This is a genomic window from Christiangramia aquimixticola (assembly GCF_048285835.1).
In the GTDB taxonomy this organism is placed as follows: Bacteria; Bacteroidota; Bacteroidia; order Flavobacteriales; family Flavobacteriaceae; genus Christiangramia; species Christiangramia aquimixticola.
On the sequence record NZ_JBLVTL010000001.1, the window covers coordinates 492,861 to 511,849 of the forward strand.

At 38.4% G+C, this 18,989-nt stretch carries 17 protein-coding genes; 4 read left to right on the forward strand and 13 right to left on the reverse strand.

Annotated elements, in window-relative coordinates; all coding sequences use genetic code 11:
* Positions 1 to 210 precede the first annotated feature (210 nt).
* A complete protein-coding gene (locus tag ACNKXV_RS02210) occupies positions 211 to 519 on the forward strand; it encodes a hypothetical protein (RefSeq protein ID WP_417906062.1) in 309 nt (102 codons plus the stop codon).
* Between the two features lie 102 nt (positions 520 to 621).
* Here the strand turns inward: ACNKXV_RS02210 and ACNKXV_RS02215 are convergent, their stop codons facing one another.
* From ACNKXV_RS02215 to ACNKXV_RS02235, 5 genes are all read right to left on the reverse strand, one after another.
* Positions 622 to 2,889, reverse strand: coding sequence for an aconitate hydratase (locus tag ACNKXV_RS02215; RefSeq protein WP_417906063.1), 2,268 nt, complete (start codon positions 2,887 to 2,889; stop codon positions 622 to 624).
* A gap of 192 nt (positions 2,890 to 3,081) precedes the next feature.
* The gene (locus tag ACNKXV_RS02220; RefSeq protein WP_417906064.1) at positions 3,082 to 3,387 is read right to left on the reverse strand and encodes a PLDc N-terminal domain-containing protein; all 306 of its coding nucleotides are present in this window, start codon (positions 3,385 to 3,387) and stop codon (positions 3,082 to 3,084) included.
* A 1-nt stretch (position 3,388) separates the two neighbouring features.
* Positions 3,389 to 4,339, reverse strand: coding sequence for an AAA family ATPase (locus ACNKXV_RS02225; protein ID WP_417906065.1), 951 nt, complete (start codon positions 4,337 to 4,339; stop codon positions 3,389 to 3,391).
* Positions 4,340 to 4,348: 9 nt separating this feature from the next.
* Entirely contained in the window at positions 4,349 to 5,797 is a 1,449-nt protein-coding gene (locus ACNKXV_RS02230) for a peptidylprolyl isomerase (RefSeq protein ID WP_417906066.1), read from the reverse strand.
* Complete coding sequence (locus ACNKXV_RS02235) at positions 5,760 to 6,620, reverse strand: peptidyl-prolyl cis-trans isomerase (protein ID WP_417906067.1); 861 nt, start codon at positions 6,618 to 6,620, stop codon at positions 5,760 to 5,762. The genes ACNKXV_RS02230 and ACNKXV_RS02235 overlap by 38 nt, the downstream gene beginning before the upstream one ends.
* Before the next feature lie 197 nt (positions 6,621 to 6,817).
* Here ACNKXV_RS02235 and ACNKXV_RS02240 point away from each other — a divergent pair, with 197 nt between their 5' ends.
* Together ACNKXV_RS02240 and ACNKXV_RS02245 are read left to right on the forward strand one after the other, a co-directional pair.
* The gene (locus tag ACNKXV_RS02240) at positions 6,818 to 7,270 is read left to right on the forward strand and encodes an SRPBCC family protein (RefSeq protein WP_417906068.1); all 453 of its coding nucleotides are present in this window, start codon (positions 6,818 to 6,820) and stop codon (positions 7,268 to 7,270) included.
* A 71-nt stretch (positions 7,271 to 7,341) separates the two neighbouring features.
* Positions 7,342 to 7,884 (forward strand): OmpH/Skp family outer membrane protein, encoded by a 543-nt coding sequence (locus ACNKXV_RS02245; protein ID WP_417906069.1) that lies wholly within the window; start codon positions 7,342 to 7,344, stop codon positions 7,882 to 7,884.
* 62 nt (positions 7,885 to 7,946) lie between these two features.
* Here the strand turns inward: ACNKXV_RS02245 and guaB are convergent, their stop codons facing one another.
* From guaB to ACNKXV_RS02285, 8 genes are all read right to left on the reverse strand, one after another.
* Positions 7,947 to 9,419, reverse strand: coding sequence for an IMP dehydrogenase (gene guaB, locus ACNKXV_RS02250; RefSeq protein ID WP_417906070.1), 1,473 nt, complete (start codon positions 9,417 to 9,419; stop codon positions 7,947 to 7,949).
* A 36-nt stretch (positions 9,420 to 9,455) separates the two neighbouring features.
* Positions 9,456 to 9,980, reverse strand: a complete 525-nt coding sequence (locus ACNKXV_RS02255) for a hypothetical protein (protein WP_417906071.1) — start codon at positions 9,978 to 9,980, stop codon at positions 9,456 to 9,458.
* Entirely contained in the window at positions 9,980 to 10,492 is a 513-nt protein-coding gene (locus ACNKXV_RS02260; protein ID WP_417906072.1) for an FMN-binding protein, read from the reverse strand. Before ACNKXV_RS02260 ends, ACNKXV_RS02255 begins: the two co-directional genes overlap by 1 nt.
* An 86-nt stretch (positions 10,493 to 10,578) precedes the next feature.
* Positions 10,579 to 11,748: a porin gene (locus ACNKXV_RS02265; RefSeq protein ID WP_417906073.1), complete on the reverse strand. Its 1,170-nt coding sequence runs from the start codon at positions 11,746 to 11,748 to the stop codon at positions 10,579 to 10,581.
* Between the two features lie 139 nt (positions 11,749 to 11,887).
* Positions 11,888 to 12,751, reverse strand: coding sequence for a hydroxymethylglutaryl-CoA lyase (locus ACNKXV_RS02270; protein ID WP_417906074.1), 864 nt, complete (start codon positions 12,749 to 12,751; stop codon positions 11,888 to 11,890).
* 105 nt (positions 12,752 to 12,856) lie between these two features.
* Positions 12,857 to 13,471 carry a LysE family translocator gene (locus tag ACNKXV_RS02275; protein ID WP_417906075.1) on the reverse strand — a complete coding sequence of 205 codons (615 nt, stop codon included), beginning with the start codon at positions 13,469 to 13,471 and terminating at the stop codon, positions 12,857 to 12,859.
* 11 nt (positions 13,472 to 13,482) lie between these two features.
* Positions 13,483 to 14,505 (reverse strand): quinone-dependent dihydroorotate dehydrogenase, encoded by a 1,023-nt coding sequence (locus tag ACNKXV_RS02280; protein ID WP_417906076.1) that lies wholly within the window; start codon positions 14,503 to 14,505, stop codon positions 13,483 to 13,485.
* Positions 14,506 to 14,636: 131 nt separating this feature from the next.
* Positions 14,637 to 17,510 carry a TonB-dependent receptor gene (locus ACNKXV_RS02285; RefSeq protein ID WP_417906077.1) on the reverse strand — a complete coding sequence of 958 codons (2,874 nt, stop codon included), beginning with the start codon at positions 17,508 to 17,510 and terminating at the stop codon, positions 14,637 to 14,639.
* Between the two features lie 236 nt (positions 17,511 to 17,746).
* Between ACNKXV_RS02285 and pepT the strand changes: the two genes are divergently transcribed.
* Complete coding sequence (gene pepT, locus ACNKXV_RS02290) at positions 17,747 to 18,988, forward strand: peptidase T (protein ID WP_417906078.1); 1,242 nt, start codon at positions 17,747 to 17,749, stop codon at positions 18,986 to 18,988.
* Position 18,989 lies beyond the last annotated feature (1 nt).

An 18,989-nucleotide genomic window follows, 5' to 3' on the forward strand; every position in this document is an offset into this window, starting at 1 on the left:
TTGACTTTCTATAATTTATAATGTTAAGCTTTCTGTATTAAAAATTTTTCGAATGTTTTAGATTGAAAGATTATTAATCCCAGGATGAATTCTTATAGATTATATTCCAGACTTTGCAAATTGGAATGTTCCAATAACAAACTTCTGTTTATTTATAACCAGTTAAGTAAACATCAGAATGAAGAAAAGAGAGAGATCTGCTTAAATAGATTGAGAAAAAGAAATAAAATAAAAAACGATCTTCATTTAAGTATCAACAAGATACGCAATGAAAATCGGCTTTGGCCTGAAAAATTTTTTATTTATTTTATTTCCTATTTAAAGGGTAGGAAAGCGGGTATTGGACGTTCATCCAAAAAACCCAAATGGAAAAACGTATCACGGAATGAATTAAAGAATTTGAAGCTTTATTATACGGCTTTATATACGAAAGGTGCACCAAAACCAATAATTGATATGTTGTTGCAGCAGAAGAACGATATCGAGGCCTATTTAAATATAAGAAGCAAACAGTTTTAGAATTAAAAACTCCTAATTACTCCCTTTAAATTTTAAAAATTAAAAATAAAAAAAACCTTCAGGAAGTACCTGAAGGTTTTTTATTCAAATTATTAAACAGGATTAAGATGCGTTTTGCTTCTTGATAAGGTTAAGGGCAGAACCGTGCTTATACCACTCAATTTGTGGAGCGTTATAAGTATGATTAGCCTTAATAGTATCCTTACTTCCATCAGCATGAACGATTTCAATTGTTAATGGAGTATCCGGAGCAAAGTTCTCAAGATCTACAAAGTTGAAAGTATCATCTTCCTGAATAAGATCATAATCATTCTCATTCGCGAAAGTAAGACCTAACATTCCCTGTTTCTTAAGGTTAGTCTCGTGAATACGGGCAAAAGATTTTACCAATACCACTTTAACTCCAAGATGTCTTGGCTCCATGGCAGCATGCTCTCTGGAAGATCCTTCACCGTAGTTATGATCTCCAACAACTACCGTAGGAATTCCATTAGCTTTATATTCTCTTTGTACAGCAGGTACACCGTTATATTCTCCGGTTAACTGATTCTTTACAAAGTTGGTTTTCTTGTTAAAGGCATTGATCGCTCCTATCAAACAGTTATTAGAAATGTTATCCAGGTGACCTCTGTAACGCAACCATGGTCCTGCCATAGAAATATGGTCTGTAGTACATTTACCCCATGCTTTGATAAGAAGTTTAGCTCCGGTTAGGTTTTTTCCATCCCAAGGCTCAAATGGAGTCAATAACTGAAGTCTTTCACTGTCTTCAGCTACTTTCACCTCCACACTGCTTCCATCTTCTTTTGGAGCAATATAACCTGCATCTTCCACTGCGAACCCTTTTGTTGGAAGTTCGATTCCTTGTGGTTCGTCCAGCATTACTTCTTCCCCATCCTCATTGATCAATTTATCACGGGTTGGATCAAAATCAAGTCTTCCTGAAATTGCAATTGCTGCAACCATCTCAGGAGAACCTACAAAGGCATGAGTATTTGGGTTACCATCTGCACGCTTAGAGAAGTTACGGTTAAAAGAGTGAACAATAGTGTTCTTCTCCTCACCTTTTCTATCACTACGATCCCATTGACCAATACATGGTCCACAGGCATTTGTAAAGATAGTTGCATCAAGATCTTCAAAGATCTTAAGCAATCCGTCTCTCTCTGCAGTGAATCTAATTTGTTCAGATCCCGGGTTAATTCCAAAATCAGATTTAGCTTTTACTTTCTTGTCTACCGCTTGTTTTGCGATAGAGGCAGCTCTGGTAAGATCTTCATAAGAAGAGTTTGTACAAGAACCTATAAGTCCCCAATCTACATTGATTGGCCAGTCATTTTTCTTTGCTTTTTCCCCCATTTCAGAAATAGGAGTTGCAAGATCCGGAGTAAATGGCCCGTTTAAATGTGGCTTTAATTCAGATAGATTGATCTCGATCAATTCATCAAAATACTGCTCTGGATTTGCATATACTTCGTCATCACCTGTTAAGTGCTCACGTACTTCGTTTGCAGCTTCAGCCACATCTGCACGATTCGTAGCTCTCAGGTAACGCTCCATAGAATCATCATAACCAAAAGTAGAAGTGGTAGCACCAACTTCAGCACCCATGTTACAAATAGTTCCTTTTCCGGTACAGGACATTGAAGTTGCACCTTCACCAAAATATTCAATAATTGCTCCGGTACCACCTTTTACGGTAAGGATACCCGCAACTTTCAGGATCACATCTTTAGCTGAAGTCCAACCAGAAAGTTTTCCGGTTAATTTAACTCCAATAAGTTTAGGGAATTTAAGCTCCCATGGCATTCCTGCCATAACATCAACGGCATCTGCACCACCAACACCAATTGCTACCATTCCTAATCCTCCGGCATTTACCGTGTGAGAATCGGTACCAATCATCATTCCTCCTGGGAATGCATAATTTTCAAGAACTACCTGGTGAATAATACCTGCACCCGGCTTCCAGAATCCAATTCCATATTTATTCGATACTGATTCCAGAAAATCAAAAACCTCACTACTGCTTTTGTTCGCAGCCTGAAGATCTATCGTAGCACCCATTTTCGCCTGAATAAGGTGATCACAGTGAACGGTAGTAGGAACAGCAACCTGCTTTTTACCTGCCTGCATAAACTGAAGCAACGCCATTTGCGCAGTTGCATCCTGACAAGCGATCCTGTCTGGTGAGAATTCTACATAGTCCTTCCCTCTGGTGAAAGCTTCAGTCGCTTTGCCATCCCATAAGTGAGAATAAAGGATCTTTTCTGAAAGTGTCAAAGGCTTTCCAACAACCTCACGCGCAGTATTAACTCGCTCGGCCATTTGGCTATACACCTTTTTAATCATATCAATATCGTAAGCCATATTCTGTTTAATTTATGTTCTAAAAAAGTCTTGCAAAAATAGGAATTTTAAAGGGAATTTGAAAATTAGAAGTGATACTCAGAATTTAGTATAAATAATTTTCGAAATTATAATTTTGACCGCTGAAAATTTAATAAAACTCAATTTAAGCTTCGAAAATTGAGAATTCAGCAAATTTCACTTAAATCTCTCTCAGGATTTAAACTTATTGTTTTCTAAATGAATCAGATTTTTTCGGCGGAACAGGTAAACTACCGGCGCGAAAAAGGGAAGAAGAAACATAGATAGGATCCAGAAAATTTTATTCTTGATCTGAACCTGGATCATATCAATAAGAATGATAAGCCAGAATATAAAAAGAATGATGTTGCAGGTCCAGACAAAAATTTCGGTTGCGTTTTCACCCAGATCAAGCACAGTAGCAAAGAAGGACGCACCCCATAACAAGTAAAATAATATACTTACTAATAACTTGTATTTAAGGATCCATCCAATCATATTAAAATAATTGTTTGATTATGTGCTCTTCAGTTATTCCTTCGGCCTCTGCCTTGTAATTTTTAATAATACGGTGCCTAAGAATTCCAAAGGCTACAGCCTGAACATCTTCAATATCAGGAGAGAATTTACCGTTCACCACAGCATGAGTTTTTGCAGCCATGATCAGGTTTTGAGAGGCTCTTGGTCCTGCTCCCCAATCGATATAATTTTTTACCAGATCTGGCGCGCCGTTTAGAGGTCTGGTTTTGGCCACAAGCCTTACCGCATATTCCACCACATTATCCGGCACCGGGATCCTTCTAATCACCTGCTGAATTTCCTGAATTTCTGAAGCGGTAAAAAGTGGATTCACTTCCTGAATATCATCAGTGGTTGTTTTTTTAACCACATCCACTTCTTCCTGAAAGCTTGGGTATTCAAGATTTATGGCGAACATGAATCTATCCAGCTGAGCTTCGGGTAATGGATAAGTTCCTTCCTGTTCTATGGGATTCTGAGTTGCAAGAACAAAATAAGGAAGGTCAAGTTTGTAATGATGACCAGCCACCGTTACTGCTCTTTCCTGCATGGCCTCCAGTAAGGCCGCCTGGGTTTTTGGAGGAGTCCGGTTTATTTCATCTGCCAATAGAATATTGGTGAAAATAGGACCTTTAATAAATTTGAATTTCCTGTTCTCATCAAGAATTTCAGATCCCAGAATATCACTGGGCATTAAATCTGGCGTAAACTGGATCCTTTTAAAATCAAGCCCCAGGGCCCTGGCAATTGTATTTACTATAAGAGTTTTGGCCAGACCTGGCACTCCTATCAATAATGAATGACCACCGGAAAAAATGGAGATCAGGATCTGGTTCACCACCTCATCCTGACCTACAATAACTTTCGCGATCTCTTTTTTTAGATCCCGATTCTTTTCTACCAATTTTTCTACCAGTGCAACGTCAGACATATATTGGAATTAGTTTTTAACCCAGCCGCTTGCGTAGTCGCAATCGCGGTATTTCCCGTTCACTTTAATATAAGTGTCCTTGATCTTTTCCTTTTGCCATTTTTCAATAGCTTTAAGTTGTTTATCTCTTAGCGCCAGTTCTTTGATCTTCAAATAATCTGTCGCGTAATTGGCTTCATGCTCCTCGATCTTTTTAGTCACCTTAATGATCTTGAACTGAGGTCTTCCCGTTCTGTCCTGCTGAGTAAGTATTAAAGAAACCTCACCTTCATCCAAAGCCTCTACCTGCTTATATAACTGCGGATCTATTTTGGTAAGTTCAAAACGGGTATCACCTGTTCTTGGGTTGATAAGTTTACCACCTTCAGCTCTTGTTTCTTCCTCATCTGAAGCTTCTCTTGCAGCAGCAGCAAACTCAATCTCGTTATTTACGATCTTTTTTCTTAGCTCTTCGATTTCCTTTTTAGCAGCTTCCACAGATGCATTGGTCACATCTGGAATTAGTAATAAATGTCTCAGCTCTACCGTCTGCCCTCTTATTTTATCTACCTGAATTATATGGTAACCAAATTCAGTTTTAAAAGGCTCGCTAATCTCACCTTCCTGAAGGCTAAAAGCAACATCTTTAAATTCCTTTACAAATGGATCTTTTCTGGTAAGCGTAATTCTACCACCATCTGATGCTGTTCCCGGATCCTGAGAATATAAAACCGCTTTGGTGCTAAAACTTGCTCCGTTTTCTTCGATATCAGCTTTGAATTCGTTCAACCTGTCCACGATCTTTTTAACTTCAGCTTGTGGAATCTCCGGCTCGATCACGATTTGAGCAAGCTCTACCTCTGTCCCGAACATTGGTTTTTCATCCATTTTCACATAATACTGTCTTACTTCTTCCGGAGTAACTTCAATATCTGCAATTATCTTTTGTTGCATTTGCTGTGAAAGCTGTCTTTGCTTGGTAAGCTTAAAGATCTCATCACGCAGTTCCTGCTCTGTCTCTTTGTTATAAAAATCAAGCACCTTTTCTATAGAACCTGCTTGTTGCGTAAGACCTTTAATTTGCTGATCTACCACTCCATTAATCTGAGCATCTGGAATAATAATACTATCCTGGATGGCATGATGAGCGTACAACTTATTTTCCATAAGTGAACCTGCAAGATTACAATCGGTTACTTCCTGTGTGGAAATTCCCTGACTTTGCATATCCTTATACATCAGGTCAATATCACTGTCAAGGATAATATAATTACCAACCACCGCGGCGATCCCATCTACTTTTTTACGTTGAGCACCCTGCGCAGCCTTTTCAACCTTTTTAACTTCGGCATCTGGCTGGATGGCAGTACTATCTGTAACTACTACTTCCTGAGCATATCCCATTCCGGATAGTAAAATACAAACTCCTGCGAGTACTGGTTTAATTGTAGATTTCAAATTCATTATTTTTAATTGCATCTTTTGTAATGTCTTTTTCTAATTCTTTTATAAGTGCTTGTTTTCGTTTATTCAGAAGAATTTCACGAATGGTTGCCGAAGCGTAATCGAAAGGTGCCTGCTCATTTCGGCTTAAAACGTCATTTACGTATACAAGATACACATTTAGCGAATCCTGTAATTCCATAAAATTGGATTTCTTAAGCAGACGTTCACGGTCCTCTACAGAAAGCGGACCAATTTTATTATAAACAGATTTGGTTTTTACCCAAACCGAATCGTTCATGGAATAATTTCTAAACTGAATCGCCATATTTGACAATTCCTCCTGATCCTTCAGATTAAACCTTCTAAAGCTTTTTCTAATTTCATCAAGATTATTGGCATTTTTAGGAAGGTTGATATATCTAAGCTTTACAAGATCTTCATTCAAAACGAAATTCTCTTTATTAAGCTCGTAATATTTCTGAATATCTTCAACATTAAGAGATGTATCAAGGTCACGGCTTACCACAGCTTCAGTATAAGCATTGGTAAAAAGTTCGTTGCGGTAATTTTCAACCAAATCATTGAACTCTTTTTGCTGCGCAGCCGGCAGGTTTAATTCAGCCCTATCAATTAGAAGCTGTTGGGTTGCCCATCTAGTGATGTAATTCCCTACAATGATAGCGCTATCTTCCGGTGAAGTATCTTCCTCTATTAGTGATTGAATGTCTTCCTGATACAAATAAGAATCGTTTACTCTCACCACTACTACCCTGTCATCTGTTTGCCTGAAATACTCACAGCTTATAAAAAGCAAGGATAACATTGCAAACTGGAACCAAATAAAGCTTCTCTTCAAAATTGTTTCTTTTAATCTCAGGATTTGAACTGAAGGTTTCAATCATGTATCAATTCAAATAATACTATCCGCGCAAAAATAACAATAAGTTAAGGTTCTGCAAGCTAAAGGCATAACGAAAAGAGGTATCTCTAAATTATAAATTTTCAAATTATTTAATTCTCCCCTATCTTTAATACTCATTCAATCAAACGAATATGAATTACCAGCAGGAGATTATCATAAACAAGCCCCGGAAAGAAGTGGCAGAAAAGTTTTCAGACCCTGAATGTATTCGACATTGGCAACGCGGTTTTATTGCTATGGATCCCATAAAAGGAGCGCCCGGAGCAGAAGGATCTCAGAATCTCTTAAAATATAAAATGGGCAGCCGGGAAATTGAAATGAAGGAAACCATCCTTAAGAATAATTTACCTACAGAGTTTGATGCCACCTATGAAGCCAAAGGTGTGTACAATCACCAAACCAATATTTTTACCGAAATTGATGATCACACCACCCAATGGCTCAGTTATACCGAATTTAAATTTAGCGGTTTCATGAAATTGATTGGCTGGATCATGCCCGGAACCTTTAAAAAACAATCTTATAAATACATGGAAGATTTCAAGGCTTATGTTGAAACCGGAAAAAGCGTTCTGGATCATTAAAGCCTTAATTTGACGAGAATTTATACTGTTATTATAATCAGGCCGTTATATTTGTGAAAAAATATTACAAAATGAAACAAATTAGCTTAGCCATTTTATTGTTATTCGTAGGTATTACTGCCAATGCCCAATCCAAATTCGGAACTATTGATGCCGAATATATTTTGAGCCAGATGCCTGAAAATGCGGAAATAAACAAAAACATGGAAGCCTATAATCAGGAACTTCAGGCAGACCTGAAGTCTACAATTACAGATTATGAAGCTCAGGTAAAAGATTATCAGGAAACCAGCGCAGGACTTACTGATGAGGCAAAAAAAGAAAAAGAATCCAGTATTATAGAATTGGAGAACAGCATTAAAGGATTCAGACAAAAAGCATCTGTAATGATGCAGATGAAAAGAAATGAATTAACCGGACCGCTTTATGCCAAGATTGACAAAGCAATGAAAGAGGTTATCGCAGAGGAAGGTTACACTCAGATCTTCCATGCCGGTGCAAGCGGAATTGCTTTTTCAAGAGCTGAAGATGATATTACCATGAAAGTATTGAAAAAACTGGGAATTGAGCCAAAGCCAGCTGCTCCAACTGAAGCCGTTGGTACAAAAAAATAGAAATAACACATTTCTATCCTATAAATAAAAAAGGCTCCGAAATGGAGCCTTTTTTATTTGTCTTATCTGCTGTAATTTGGTGATTCTTTAGTAATCGTTACATCGTGAGGATGACTTTCGTGAACTCCGGCAGCAGTGATCTTAACAAATCTACCGGTTTCTTTAAGCGTTTCAACATCTTTAGAACCACAGTATCCCATTCCCGCTTTTAATCCACCTACAAACTGGTGAATACTTTCTTCCAGGTCACCTTTATAAGGTACCCTTCCTACGATACCTTCCGGCACAAGCTTTTTGATATCATCTTCCACATCCTGGAAATAACGGTCTTTAGATCCTTTTTCCATAGCTTCTACAGAACCCATTCCGCGGTAAGACTTGAATTTTCTCCCTTCATAAATAATGGTTTCTCCGGGAGATTCTTTAGTACCTGCAAGCAAAGAACCTAACATAACGCAATCTGCTCCGGCAGCGATAGCTTTTGGAATATCACCGGTATAACGTATTCCTCCATCGGCGATCACCGGAACGCCACTTCCTTTAATGGCAGCGGCAACTTCAAGAACCGCAGAAAATTGAGGAAATCCAACTCCCGCTACAACCCGGGTTGTACAAATTGATCCCGGACCAATTCCAACTTTAACCGCATCTGCTCCTGCTTCCACTAAATATTTAGCTGCTTCCCCGGTGGCGATATTACCTACCACCACATCAAGCTCAGGGAATTTATTTTTTACCTCTTTTAGCACCTGTACCACACCTTTGGTATGTCCATGGGCAGTATCTATGATAACGGCATCCACACCGGCATTCACCAATGCTTCTACACGATCTACCGCATCTCCGGTAACACCCACAGCAGCAGCGACTCTCAGCCTTCCAAAACTATCCTTATTAGCCATAGGCTTTTGAGTTAGTTTGGTAATATCACGAAAAGTGATAAGGCCAACTAATTTATCATCCTCGTTTACAACAGGTAATTTTTCGATCTTATTTTCCTGTAAAATATCTTCTGCATCATCCAGGGAAGTTCCTTCGGCAACGGTCACTAAATTTTCTGAGGTCATAACTTCAGAAATTGGACGATTAAGATTTTTTTCAAATCTAAGATCACGGTTGGTAACTATCCCTAAGAGTTTTCCTTCTTCATCCACGATTGGAATTCCACCAATACTATGCTCTCTCATGGATTCCTTTGCATCACCTACTTTTGCTGAAATGGGTAAGGTTACCGGATCTATGATCATCCCACTTTCTGCCCGCTTTACTTTGCGAACTTTCAATGCCTGTTGTTCGATGCTCATGTTCTTATGAAGCACACCAATTCCACCTTCCCTGGCCATGGCAATCGCCATACGGGACTCGGTAACGGTATCCATCGCTGCAGAAACGATAGGAACGTTAATTGGAATATTACGGGTGAATTTGGATTGGATACTAACTTCTCTTGGAAGAACTTCAGAGTAAGCCGGAACTAATAATACATCATCGTAAGTAAGTCCCTCTCCAAGAATTTTTGAATCGTGTGCTGTCATCGCAATTAAAGATTTAATTGCGTGCAAATATACGTTTTATATATCAGAAACCTGATTTTGAGGCTCCAATAATTCTTTTTTAAAAAGTAACTGGTAGAAAATTATCCAAACAGAAGTTGCGAAGATAAGGGTCATCAAAATACCGGAGATCATCACAATATATTTCATCCATGATATCCCTTTCCACATTAAATAAATACCTCCAAAAGTCAGAATGATGGAGAAGAAAGGTTCAATTATTAAAAAGAATTTCAGCTTTTTAGGTAAGCGGGTAAGTAATAGAATGCATCCAAGTAAGAAAAATATAAAGGACATGGAAAGAATATGAGTATGAATAATGGTAAGCATTTCGCGCTCACCTTTTTCAAACTTCATAACTTCAGCTTCCGGCTCATCTTCATTTCCCAGATAATTTTCTTCGATCCCATCAGGATTGGTAGATTCTGTTTGACCTACAAAGAGTAAACCTGTAAAATAGCCTACACTTAATACAAGGACAAAAACTGCCAGAAAATATTTTATTTCATTAGGTAAACGAAGTAAGAGTCCGTTATAGTTCATTAGATAACATTATTGGACCGTAGAATTCCAACTGTTTCAAGAATATCTCCAACTGCATTTTTCATTGATCTTACCGAGATCGTAGCTCCGGAAATGGCTGCAACATCATACAGATCATCTCCACTGGTTTTACCAATAAATTGTTTCAACCACCTTCTGCTTCCAATCTCTCCTCCATATTCTTCCCGATACACCAAAACTTTGGTCTTTACTATGGTCAGATTTTTGTCAAAGATAACGAGATAATCGAATTGTGCAGTTTTACTGGGGGCTTTATCAACATAAACATAGCCCTGCAGTTTCTTATTAGAAAAAATTTTGTAAAAATTCTCCTTAGAAATTTTTGAAGGAGTTTTTATATGGGAAGGCACCTTTACAGTATTATAAGTAGGTTCCTCAATTTCGAAAACATCCTCAACTTCCCTATCAATTTTTTTACCGGGGCTTTTTTCCAATGCCACAGTAAATGATAAGAAGGAAACGAATATTATAATTAAATTTTTCACCATCATCTTTAATTTTACTTATAACTGCAATAAAAATACCAAAGTCAGGATAGCGCTAACCATCCCGACTTTTGGCTAATTATGTATTCTAATTAGAACCATACTCCAACTCCAAAATTCAATCTGTTTGGAATGTCTGCATTCACAGCATCATTGTCTCTAATCTGGTAATCACCTTTAAAAACAACACCCGGAGCTATGTGATAGCTTAATCCCATAGTTAGATCATTTCTATTATAGGCGTTATTTTGAACCAGATTTCCTTCCACACCTGCATGTGTGTCATACTGCTCATATCTTGTAAAAGCGAACAATTTTTGCTCGTTTTGAATTGGCAATAGATTATAAGCAACTTCAGCATACCAACCTTGTAGTTCGCTACCAAGATCTTTTCCTGTTAATTCGTTATAAGCTTCAGTATCGCTTAAACCTGCATAGATAAACTGACCTCTGGCAGTGAATTTTCTATAAGCATATCTGGCGTCGAAACCAATCATTGACATTCCAACATCGGCACCATCAACGTGATCGATCTCGTCATCTGCCTGAGTTCTTCCAAAGTATCCGGCAAGACCAAGACGTAATCCAGGGAAGCCATAGTAATCTAATTTCGCAGACAGGTTTGGCTTATTGATGGTAGACTTTATACCTTTTTGACGTCCACCTCTAAGGCCACTGCTTCCACCAATTCTCCCGGTACCATCAGCATTAGTAGATTTAAAACCGTTGAAAATGTATGCCTGGTAACCCAAAGAAGCGCTGTTGATTCTCCCGGTAACACCAACTCCAATTTCTCTCCAGGTAGTAGGAACAATTGCATTGTCCACTGCCGGTCTTTCCACTCCGTTAAAAGTTGTAGGCTCGTGATACTCATTCACGATTCCCATTGGTACAAGCATTAAACCTGCACGAAGATTCACATTATCTGCAAAGTTATAGTTCACAAACGCCTGCTCTACATATACTTCTTCAACATGCTCAAATTCAATTTCTGAAACGAACTGAACTTTATCATTAAAACGGTAACCTAAAAGCATCACCAGTCTTTGAACATCCAGCTCACCATTATCACCTTCCGGCTGATTGTAATTGATTTCACCATAAGCTCCAAGAGTTACAGCTTTTGAAAAGTTACCAGATAAAATTCTCTGAGCAGCATTTTGCTGTTTTTGCGGATCAAATGTGATACTATCCTGTGTAGTTTGGGCAATTGAAATAGCACTCAACAATCCGAATACTATTGTAAAATAAAATTTAGTCATTATATCTTATTTAGACTTGATAAAAATAGTAATTAAGTTTCGGCTGCAAATATATATGCCCGTTTCGGGTGTTACAAATTTATTTAGATTAAATTTAAATAACTTTTTTAGATCGATTCCTTATTTACTATAAAGCGACCTAATGGTATTTCGTGAAGATCTTTGAAGCTTCATTGTATGAAGATTCAAAACTGGTCATTTTAATGTTGGAATCAGCCTTTTTGGAATTGAAATAGGAAAGCATTTTTTCTGAAGGCATATTCCCGGTAAGTTCGTCTTTAGCCATGGGACAGCCCCCAAATCCCTGGATGGCTCCGTCAAATCTTCGACACCCGGCATTATACGCCGCATCGATCTTTTCGTGCCATTTTGAAGGAGTGGTATGAAGATGAGCTCCGAATTCGATTTCAGGAAATTTTGGAATAAGGTTAGAGAACAAATAGTCAATAATTTCCGGGGTTGACGTTCCTACAGTATCGGAAAGTGAAAGTATCTTTACACCCATTGCTGCCATTTTCTCGGTCCATTCCCCTACAATCTCCACATTCCATGGGTCTCCATAAGGATTCCCGAATCCCATACTTAGATAAGCCACCACCTCTTTATTGGCATTGTTAGCGATATCCAAAATTTGCTGCAGAACCTCTACAGATTCAGCAATGGTTTTATGGGTATTCCTCATTTGAAAATTCTCTGAGATAGAGAAAGGATAGCCCAGATAATCGATTTCTTCAAATTGAGAGGCATCCTGAGCACCACGGGTATTGGCCACAATGGCTAGCAGTTTACTGCTGGTGGCAGAAAGATCTAGCCTGGAAAGCAAATCGGCAGTATCCTTCATTTGGGGAATTGCCTTGGGAGATACGAAACTTCCAAAATCGATAGTATCAAATCCACAGCGCAAAAGTGACTGTATATATTGAGCTTTCTCTTCAGTAGGAATAAATTCCTTTATTCCCTGCATCGCATCCCGCGGACATTCGATTAATTTCACTTTTACCATATGGCCAAAGATAGCATTTTGGAGAAAATTTAAAAAGAATAAAGTTTTATTGATAATATGAGATTCTGAAACGATTTTCAGCCAGGCTCACTAAGAAAACTTCAATTAAAGGAGAATGAGAACAGCAATCAGTATAAATATTACAATCTGCATCCACTTCAGAAAAATCCCGGCATGAGGATGGGATTTAATATAAGTAGAGATCTTATGAGCGCTAATAGCCACTGCAGAGAATATCACCAATGCCTGAAGTATGAAAATTGCACCAAGAAAATAGAACTGAAGTACCGTATTTCCTTCAGGATCCCATAAGAAACCAGGGAAAAATGCCAGAAAGAATATGCTCACTTTTGGGTTAAGCACATTCATTATAAATCCCTGTCTAAACAACTTCGACATACTTTTTTGGCCGATCCCTTCAGCAGAAAAAGCTATCCGGGCATCACTTTTATATACCTGATATGCCAGATATAATAGATATAAAGCACCCAGAATCTTGATAAACAGGAATATCTGATCTGACTGTTTTATGAGCGCAGAAACTCCAAATGCTACCAGACTGGTATGGATCAATATTCCTGAGACCAAGCCTGTAGCGGTTACAATGCCTTGTTTATAACCATAAGCCATGGATCTTACCAGTACGTAAATTAGATCCGGGCCCGGTGAGATCGTTAATAAAATGGAGGCTGTTAGGAATGGAATTAATTGTTCCAGCATAAATTATCGAATCACAATCCCTCTTCCAGAATCCTTTTGTTGATAGCCTTAATAAGTTCAGGCCCTTCATAAATAAATCCGGTATAAAGCTGAACCAGACTGGCACCTGCTTTAAGTTTTTCAATTGCATCATCTGCAGTATGAATACCTCCCACCCCAATAATTGGAAAAGATCTGTTACTTTTTTGGGATAGGAATCTAATCACTTCAGTGGATCGTTTGGTTAATGGTATTCCACTTAATCCTCCCATTTCGTTCTTATTTGAAGATTTCAAGCCCTCTCTGGAAATAGTGGTATTAGTAGCTATTACCCCTGCAATTTTGGTTTCCTGAACGATATCTATGATATCCATCAATTGATCATCGGTAAGATCTGGAGCAATTTTAAGCAGGATTGGTTTTGGTTCTGCTTTTTCATTATTCTTTTGCTGAAGCACGTTCAATAAATGCATCAATGGCTCTTTATCCTGAAGCTCCCGAAGATTTGGAGTATTGGGTGAGCTTACATTTACCACAAAATAATTCACATGGTCAAAAAGTGCTTCAAAAGAATATAGATAATCGTCCACGGCATTTTCGTTAGGAGTGACCTTGTTCTTCCCGATATTCCCACCAATTAAAACGTTGGTGTTTTCCTTAAGCCGCTCCACCATCTGCTCTACTCCCAGATTATTAAATCCCATGCGGTTGATAATGGCCGAATCTTCTTTTAATCTGAATAACCTTTTTTTCTCATTCCCGGCTTGAGGTTTAGGGGTCACGGTTCCTACTTCTATAAACCCAAATCCTAAACCAGATAACTCCTTATACAACCTGGCATCTTTATCAAATCCGGCGGCAAGACCCACAGGGTTTTTAAACTTCAATCCGAAAACTTCTCTTTCCAGCCTGGGATCCTCCATTTGAAATTTGTTTTTCAGGAAAGATGTTGCACCCGGAATTTTACTTAATTTTCTCAGGAAATCGAAGGTGAAATAATGGATTTTCTCAGGATCGAACTTAAAGAGGACGGGACGGATTAAAGACTTATACATTACTGGTGGTTTGTGCAAAAGTAACCGAAATTCTATAAAACCAAGGGGATTTTTTAAGCCTTATGCTAAGCTTTGAAATAAAAAAAGGCAGCCAATTGGCTGCCTTTTAAAATTATTGAATAAGATAATTCTTAATCTAATTTAATACTCATTCTTGCAAACATGAAACGTCCACCTATTCCAAATTGCTGTGCTCTACGAGACCAGTCAAATCTTCCTGAACTACGATTGTTAAACGCATCTTCTGCTCTGTCTGGATAAATATCAAAGATATTATTAGCTCCAACTGTAAAGGTCAAAGCATCTGAAGCATGGTAACCAACAGAAAGATCTGTTACTACCTTAGAGCTAAACACCTGCTGATTTGCAAGTACTGTAGAAGCTTCAGTCACCTCTCCAAAGTAAACATTTCTAAGGAACACATTAAAGTCTCCCGCAGTTAAACTATTAGTTAGGTTCACCTTAGTTCTTGGCACTGCTTCCTCTAAATAAACTCTACTGTCTTCAGGGAAATAAGTATCTACAAGACCTGCTCTTTCCAATACCGGAGAAGCATTAATATCTCCTACTTTCTTTGTTTTAGAAAGAGTTGCAGCAAGGTCAGATTTTAAACTTACATCGTCATTAAAGAAAGCTTTGTGAGTTAATACAATATCCAATCCTTTAGACTCAGTATCGATCGCGTTCGCAAAGAAAGATGCGGCAGTCGCATTTGCCTGAGCTAAAAGGTTATCAAGCTCAGTTCCTGTACCTGGTCCACTAAATTGTCCAGTATATACAATACGATCATCGATCGCTACGAAATATCCATCTACGGTAAGTGACAGGTTGGCATCTGGCATTTTAGCTGTAAATCCAAGACTGATACTTTGCGAAGTCTCCTCTTTTAACTGAGGGATTCCCAATAATTCTGCCGGACGGCTATCATTGGAGAAAGTTCCCACTTCCTGAGGATTACCTGCATTATCAAAGATCGTTGACGTAGAGTTAAAATATAACTGGTGTAAAGATGGTGCTCTAAATCCTGTATTGGCAGCACCTCTAATGTTGATATTATCTGTAAGCTTATATCTTGAAGAAAGCTTAAAGTTCAATGTTGATCCAAAATCTGAATAGTTTTCAAATCTTGAAGCAAAGGTCATTAGCATTTTTTCGCTAAAGTCCATTTCCACATCAAAATATCCTGCAATACTGTTTCTTTCTCTTGAAAGTTCATTTTTCGGGCTAAATCCAGGGAATACCTGGGATCCTCCCGGTCTTGCACTTCCAAAGAAATCTTGCGCTGGCTGCTGATCTGATCTTAGTACAACATCACCATTCGCAGTATATTGCTCGTAAGAACCTTTTTCACCTGCCATGATCTCATAGTTCTCAAAACGGTGTTCAGCTCCAAAAGCAATGTTCATTCCCATGAAAACATCCTCGAATAATCTGCTTACATCAAGGTTGGTTGTGTTCTGCATAAAAGAGAATCCACCGGCATCAAAAGATGTTGGGCTAGCTCTCTGTAAAGATGCATTCGCTGTATTGGAAATAAAATACTGGAACTCATTCTGTCCCCAGGTATTACTAAAGTCAACTCCCCATTCAGCTATTTCTCCTTTAACCCCAACTGCAAAGGACTGATCCTTGATCTTAGAGTTAATTTCCGGAAGGAAACCATTGATGTATATAGGAGTATAAGTACGGCTTTGATTAGGTAATCTATAGAAACCGGCAGAGTTACCTCTACGGGAACTTATTCCGGCGAAGGAATACAATTCAGTTCCTTCATCATCCAATGGCAAAGACATATTTGCAAAAAATCTACCACCTCTAAGTGCAGATTGTCCAACTCTCATGTTGAAATCTGTTCTTTCAAGGCCACGGGCGCTAAGCTCATTTTCTGTAACATCCATTCCTAAAAGAGACTGTAAAGTCGCTCTGTCTGGAGCATTATTGATATCATTTTTAAAATCACTGCTGAAGTAAGAAACCTGCTGAGCGAAATCCTTGATCTGATCATCAGAAAGATTTGCAATGTTTGCTCCGGCATTGGAAGCACGATATTCAATTGCGTTATAAGCATTGAAAATAGAACCTTCCCATTCTCTCATTCGGTTATAATCTTCACGGTAATCAAAATCACCGGCAAAGGTTATATAACCACCATTTTCTCCAAGGTCGATACCATAACGAGCCGCAACGTTCACGGTTTCTCCGTCAACACCACCGGTTTGCTCATTGGCATTCTTTGAGAAGTTTGCACCTGTGGTAACATTCACACTCAATTGATCTGTTTGATCTTCAAGAACGATGTTGATCACCCCTGCGATAGCATCAGACCCATACTGGGCAGCAGCACCATCACGTAAAACTTCAATTCTTTTAATTGCTGAAGCCGGAATCGCATTTAAATCGGTTCCCACACTACCTCTACCAAAAGTACCATTTACGTTCACAAGTGAGGAGTTGTGTCTACGCTTCCCGTTAATAAGTACAAGCACCTGATCTGGACCAAGTCCTCTTAAAGAAGCCGGATCAATATGATCTGTCCCATCAGATATTGTTTGAGTATTAGAAGTGAAAGAAGGCGCTACATAGTTAAGCATCTGGTTTAAGTTAACCTGAGGAACCGCTACCGTCATTTCCTGCACATCAAGTACATCAATAGGCACGGTGCTTTCCACCACTGTTCTGCTTCGGTTTCTGGAACCTACAAGAACAACTTCACCCAGGGCCATCCCGGACACCATGGTTACATTTATTTTTTCTTTATCAATAACCACTTCACGGGCATCATAGCCTACAAATGTGAATACAAGGGTTTGGCCAAATTCGGCCTCCAGGGAAAATTTCCCATCAAAATCTGTAATGGTTCCGCGGTTGGTATCTTTAATAGCAACCGAAACTCCCCCTAGAGGTTGAGAGTTTTCATCCATTACAATTCCTTCAATAGTTCTGTTCTGTGCTTGTACGACCGCACACAGTAAAAACGATAAAATTAAAAAGTAAAATTTCTTCATATTTAATGTTTTTGTTCCCCTAAATATACCTTATTTAATTTTTTCTCATAAATATTCCTTGAATTGATACTAAAATTTAGGTTTTTTAACTATAGATTTTTTCGTTTCTATGGCTAGAATTACCGCAATTGAAAAAAATTTAGCACTATTTTAAAAAGATTAAGAAAAAAGAGATTTTCGAAATTTATATTTGTAACAACCTATATTTTATAGGGGTTTCTAATTCAATAATCATAATGATCAATAAAGAAAGAATCACCAACAGGTTTATTAGTTATATAAAAATAGATACTCAGAGCGATCCTTCCAGTAATTCTACTCCCAGCACCCTAAAACAATGGGATTTAGCGAAAAAACTCGCTGAAGAATTAAAAGAGATCGGGCTTCAGGATGTTAGCATAGACGAACATGCCTACGTTATGGCTACGCTCCCATCTAATATTCCTCACCAGGTTCCCGTAATTGGTTTTGTAGCCCATTTTGATACCACTCCAGATTTTTCCGGAACCAATGTGAATCCTCAGATCATTGAAAATTATGATGGAAATGATATTGTACTGAATAAGGAAAAAGACATTATCCTTTCTCCGGAATATTTTGAAGACCTCCTTCAGTATAAAGGTCAAACTATAATTATCACAGATGGTACTACGCTTCTTGGTGCCGATGATAAAGCAGGAATAACAGAAATTGTATCTGCCATGGAATACCTGGTGGATAATCCAGAAATTCCTCACGGTACCATAAGAATTTGCTTTACTCCAGATGAAGAAATTGGGAGAGGTGCTCATAAATTTGATGTGGAGAAATTTGGTGCTGAATGGGCTTATACCATGGATGGAAGCCAGATTGGCGAATTGGAATATGAAAATTTCAACGCTGCTCAGGCAGTCATTACTGTAGAAGGTAAAAGTGTTCATCCCGGTTATGCGAAGGACAAAATGGTGAACAGCATGTATATCGCTCAGGACTTCATCAATTCACTACCAAGACTGGAAACTCCCGAACATACAGAAGGCAGGCAGGGATTTTTTCATTTAAGCAGTATAAAAGGAGATGTAGAAGAAACCAAACTGGAGTATATCATCAGGGATCATGACACCACTCATTTTGAAGCCCGAAAGGAAATGATGCGCGACCTGGTTAGTGAGATATGCAGTCAGTATGAAAGAGAATGTATAAAAATCGAGATCAAAGATCAATATCGCAATATGCGCGAAAAGGTTGAACCGGTAATGCACATCGTAGACCTGGCTCAAAAAGCCATGGAAGAAGTGGGTGTTACCCCTATTATCAAACCAATTCGTGGCGGGACAGACGGTGCGCAGTTAAGCTTTATGGGATTACCATGCCCTAATATTTTTGCCGGTGGCCATAACTTTCATGGGAAATATGAATATGTTCCCGTGGAAAGCATGCAAAAAGCTACCGAAGTCATTATTAAACTTGCAGAATTAACTGCAAAGAAATACGAATAAA

Excerpts from the sequence above, each read along its gene's own strand:
- ACNKXV_RS02215 (WP_417906063.1), bottom strand. The coding sequence starts at position 2,889 with ATGGCTTACGATATTGATATGATTAAAAAGGTGTATAGCCAAATGGCC.
- ACNKXV_RS02220 (WP_417906064.1), bottom strand. The coding sequence starts at position 3,387 with ATGATTGGATGGATCCTTAAATACAAGTTATTAGTAAGTATATTATTT.
- ACNKXV_RS02225 (WP_417906065.1), bottom strand. The coding sequence starts at position 4,339 with ATGTCTGACGTTGCACTGGTAGAAAAATTGGTAGAAAAGAATCGGGAT.
- ACNKXV_RS02230 (WP_417906066.1), bottom strand. The coding sequence starts at position 5,797 with ATGCAATTAAAAATAATGAATTTGAAATCTACAATTAAACCAGTACTC.
- ACNKXV_RS02240 (WP_417906068.1), top strand. The coding sequence starts at position 6,818 with ATGAATTACCAGCAGGAGATTATCATAAACAAGCCCCGGAAAGAAGTG.
- ACNKXV_RS02245 (WP_417906069.1), top strand. The coding sequence starts at position 7,342 with ATGAAACAAATTAGCTTAGCCATTTTATTGTTATTCGTAGGTATTACT.
- guaB (WP_417906070.1), bottom strand. The coding sequence starts at position 9,419 with ATGACAGCACACGATTCAAAAATTCTTGGAGAGGGACTTACTTACGAT.
- ACNKXV_RS02255 (WP_417906071.1), bottom strand. The coding sequence starts at position 9,980 with ATGAACTATAACGGACTCTTACTTCGTTTACCTAATGAAATAAAATAT.
- ACNKXV_RS02260 (WP_417906072.1), bottom strand. The coding sequence starts at position 10,492 with ATGATGGTGAAAAATTTAATTATAATATTCGTTTCCTTCTTATCATTT.
- ACNKXV_RS02265 (WP_417906073.1), bottom strand. The coding sequence starts at position 11,748 with ATGACTAAATTTTATTTTACAATAGTATTCGGATTGTTGAGTGCTATT.
- ACNKXV_RS02270 (WP_417906074.1), bottom strand. The coding sequence starts at position 12,751 with ATGGTAAAAGTGAAATTAATCGAATGTCCGCGGGATGCGATGCAGGGA.
- ACNKXV_RS02275 (WP_417906075.1), bottom strand. The coding sequence starts at position 13,471 with ATGCTGGAACAATTAATTCCATTCCTAACAGCCTCCATTTTATTAACG.
- ACNKXV_RS02280 (WP_417906076.1), bottom strand. The coding sequence starts at position 14,505 with ATGTATAAGTCTTTAATCCGTCCCGTCCTCTTTAAGTTCGATCCTGAG.
- ACNKXV_RS02285 (WP_417906077.1), bottom strand. The coding sequence starts at position 17,510 with ATGAAGAAATTTTACTTTTTAATTTTATCGTTTTTACTGTGTGCGGTC.
- pepT (WP_417906078.1), top strand. The coding sequence starts at position 17,747 with ATGATCAATAAAGAAAGAATCACCAACAGGTTTATTAGTTATATAAAA.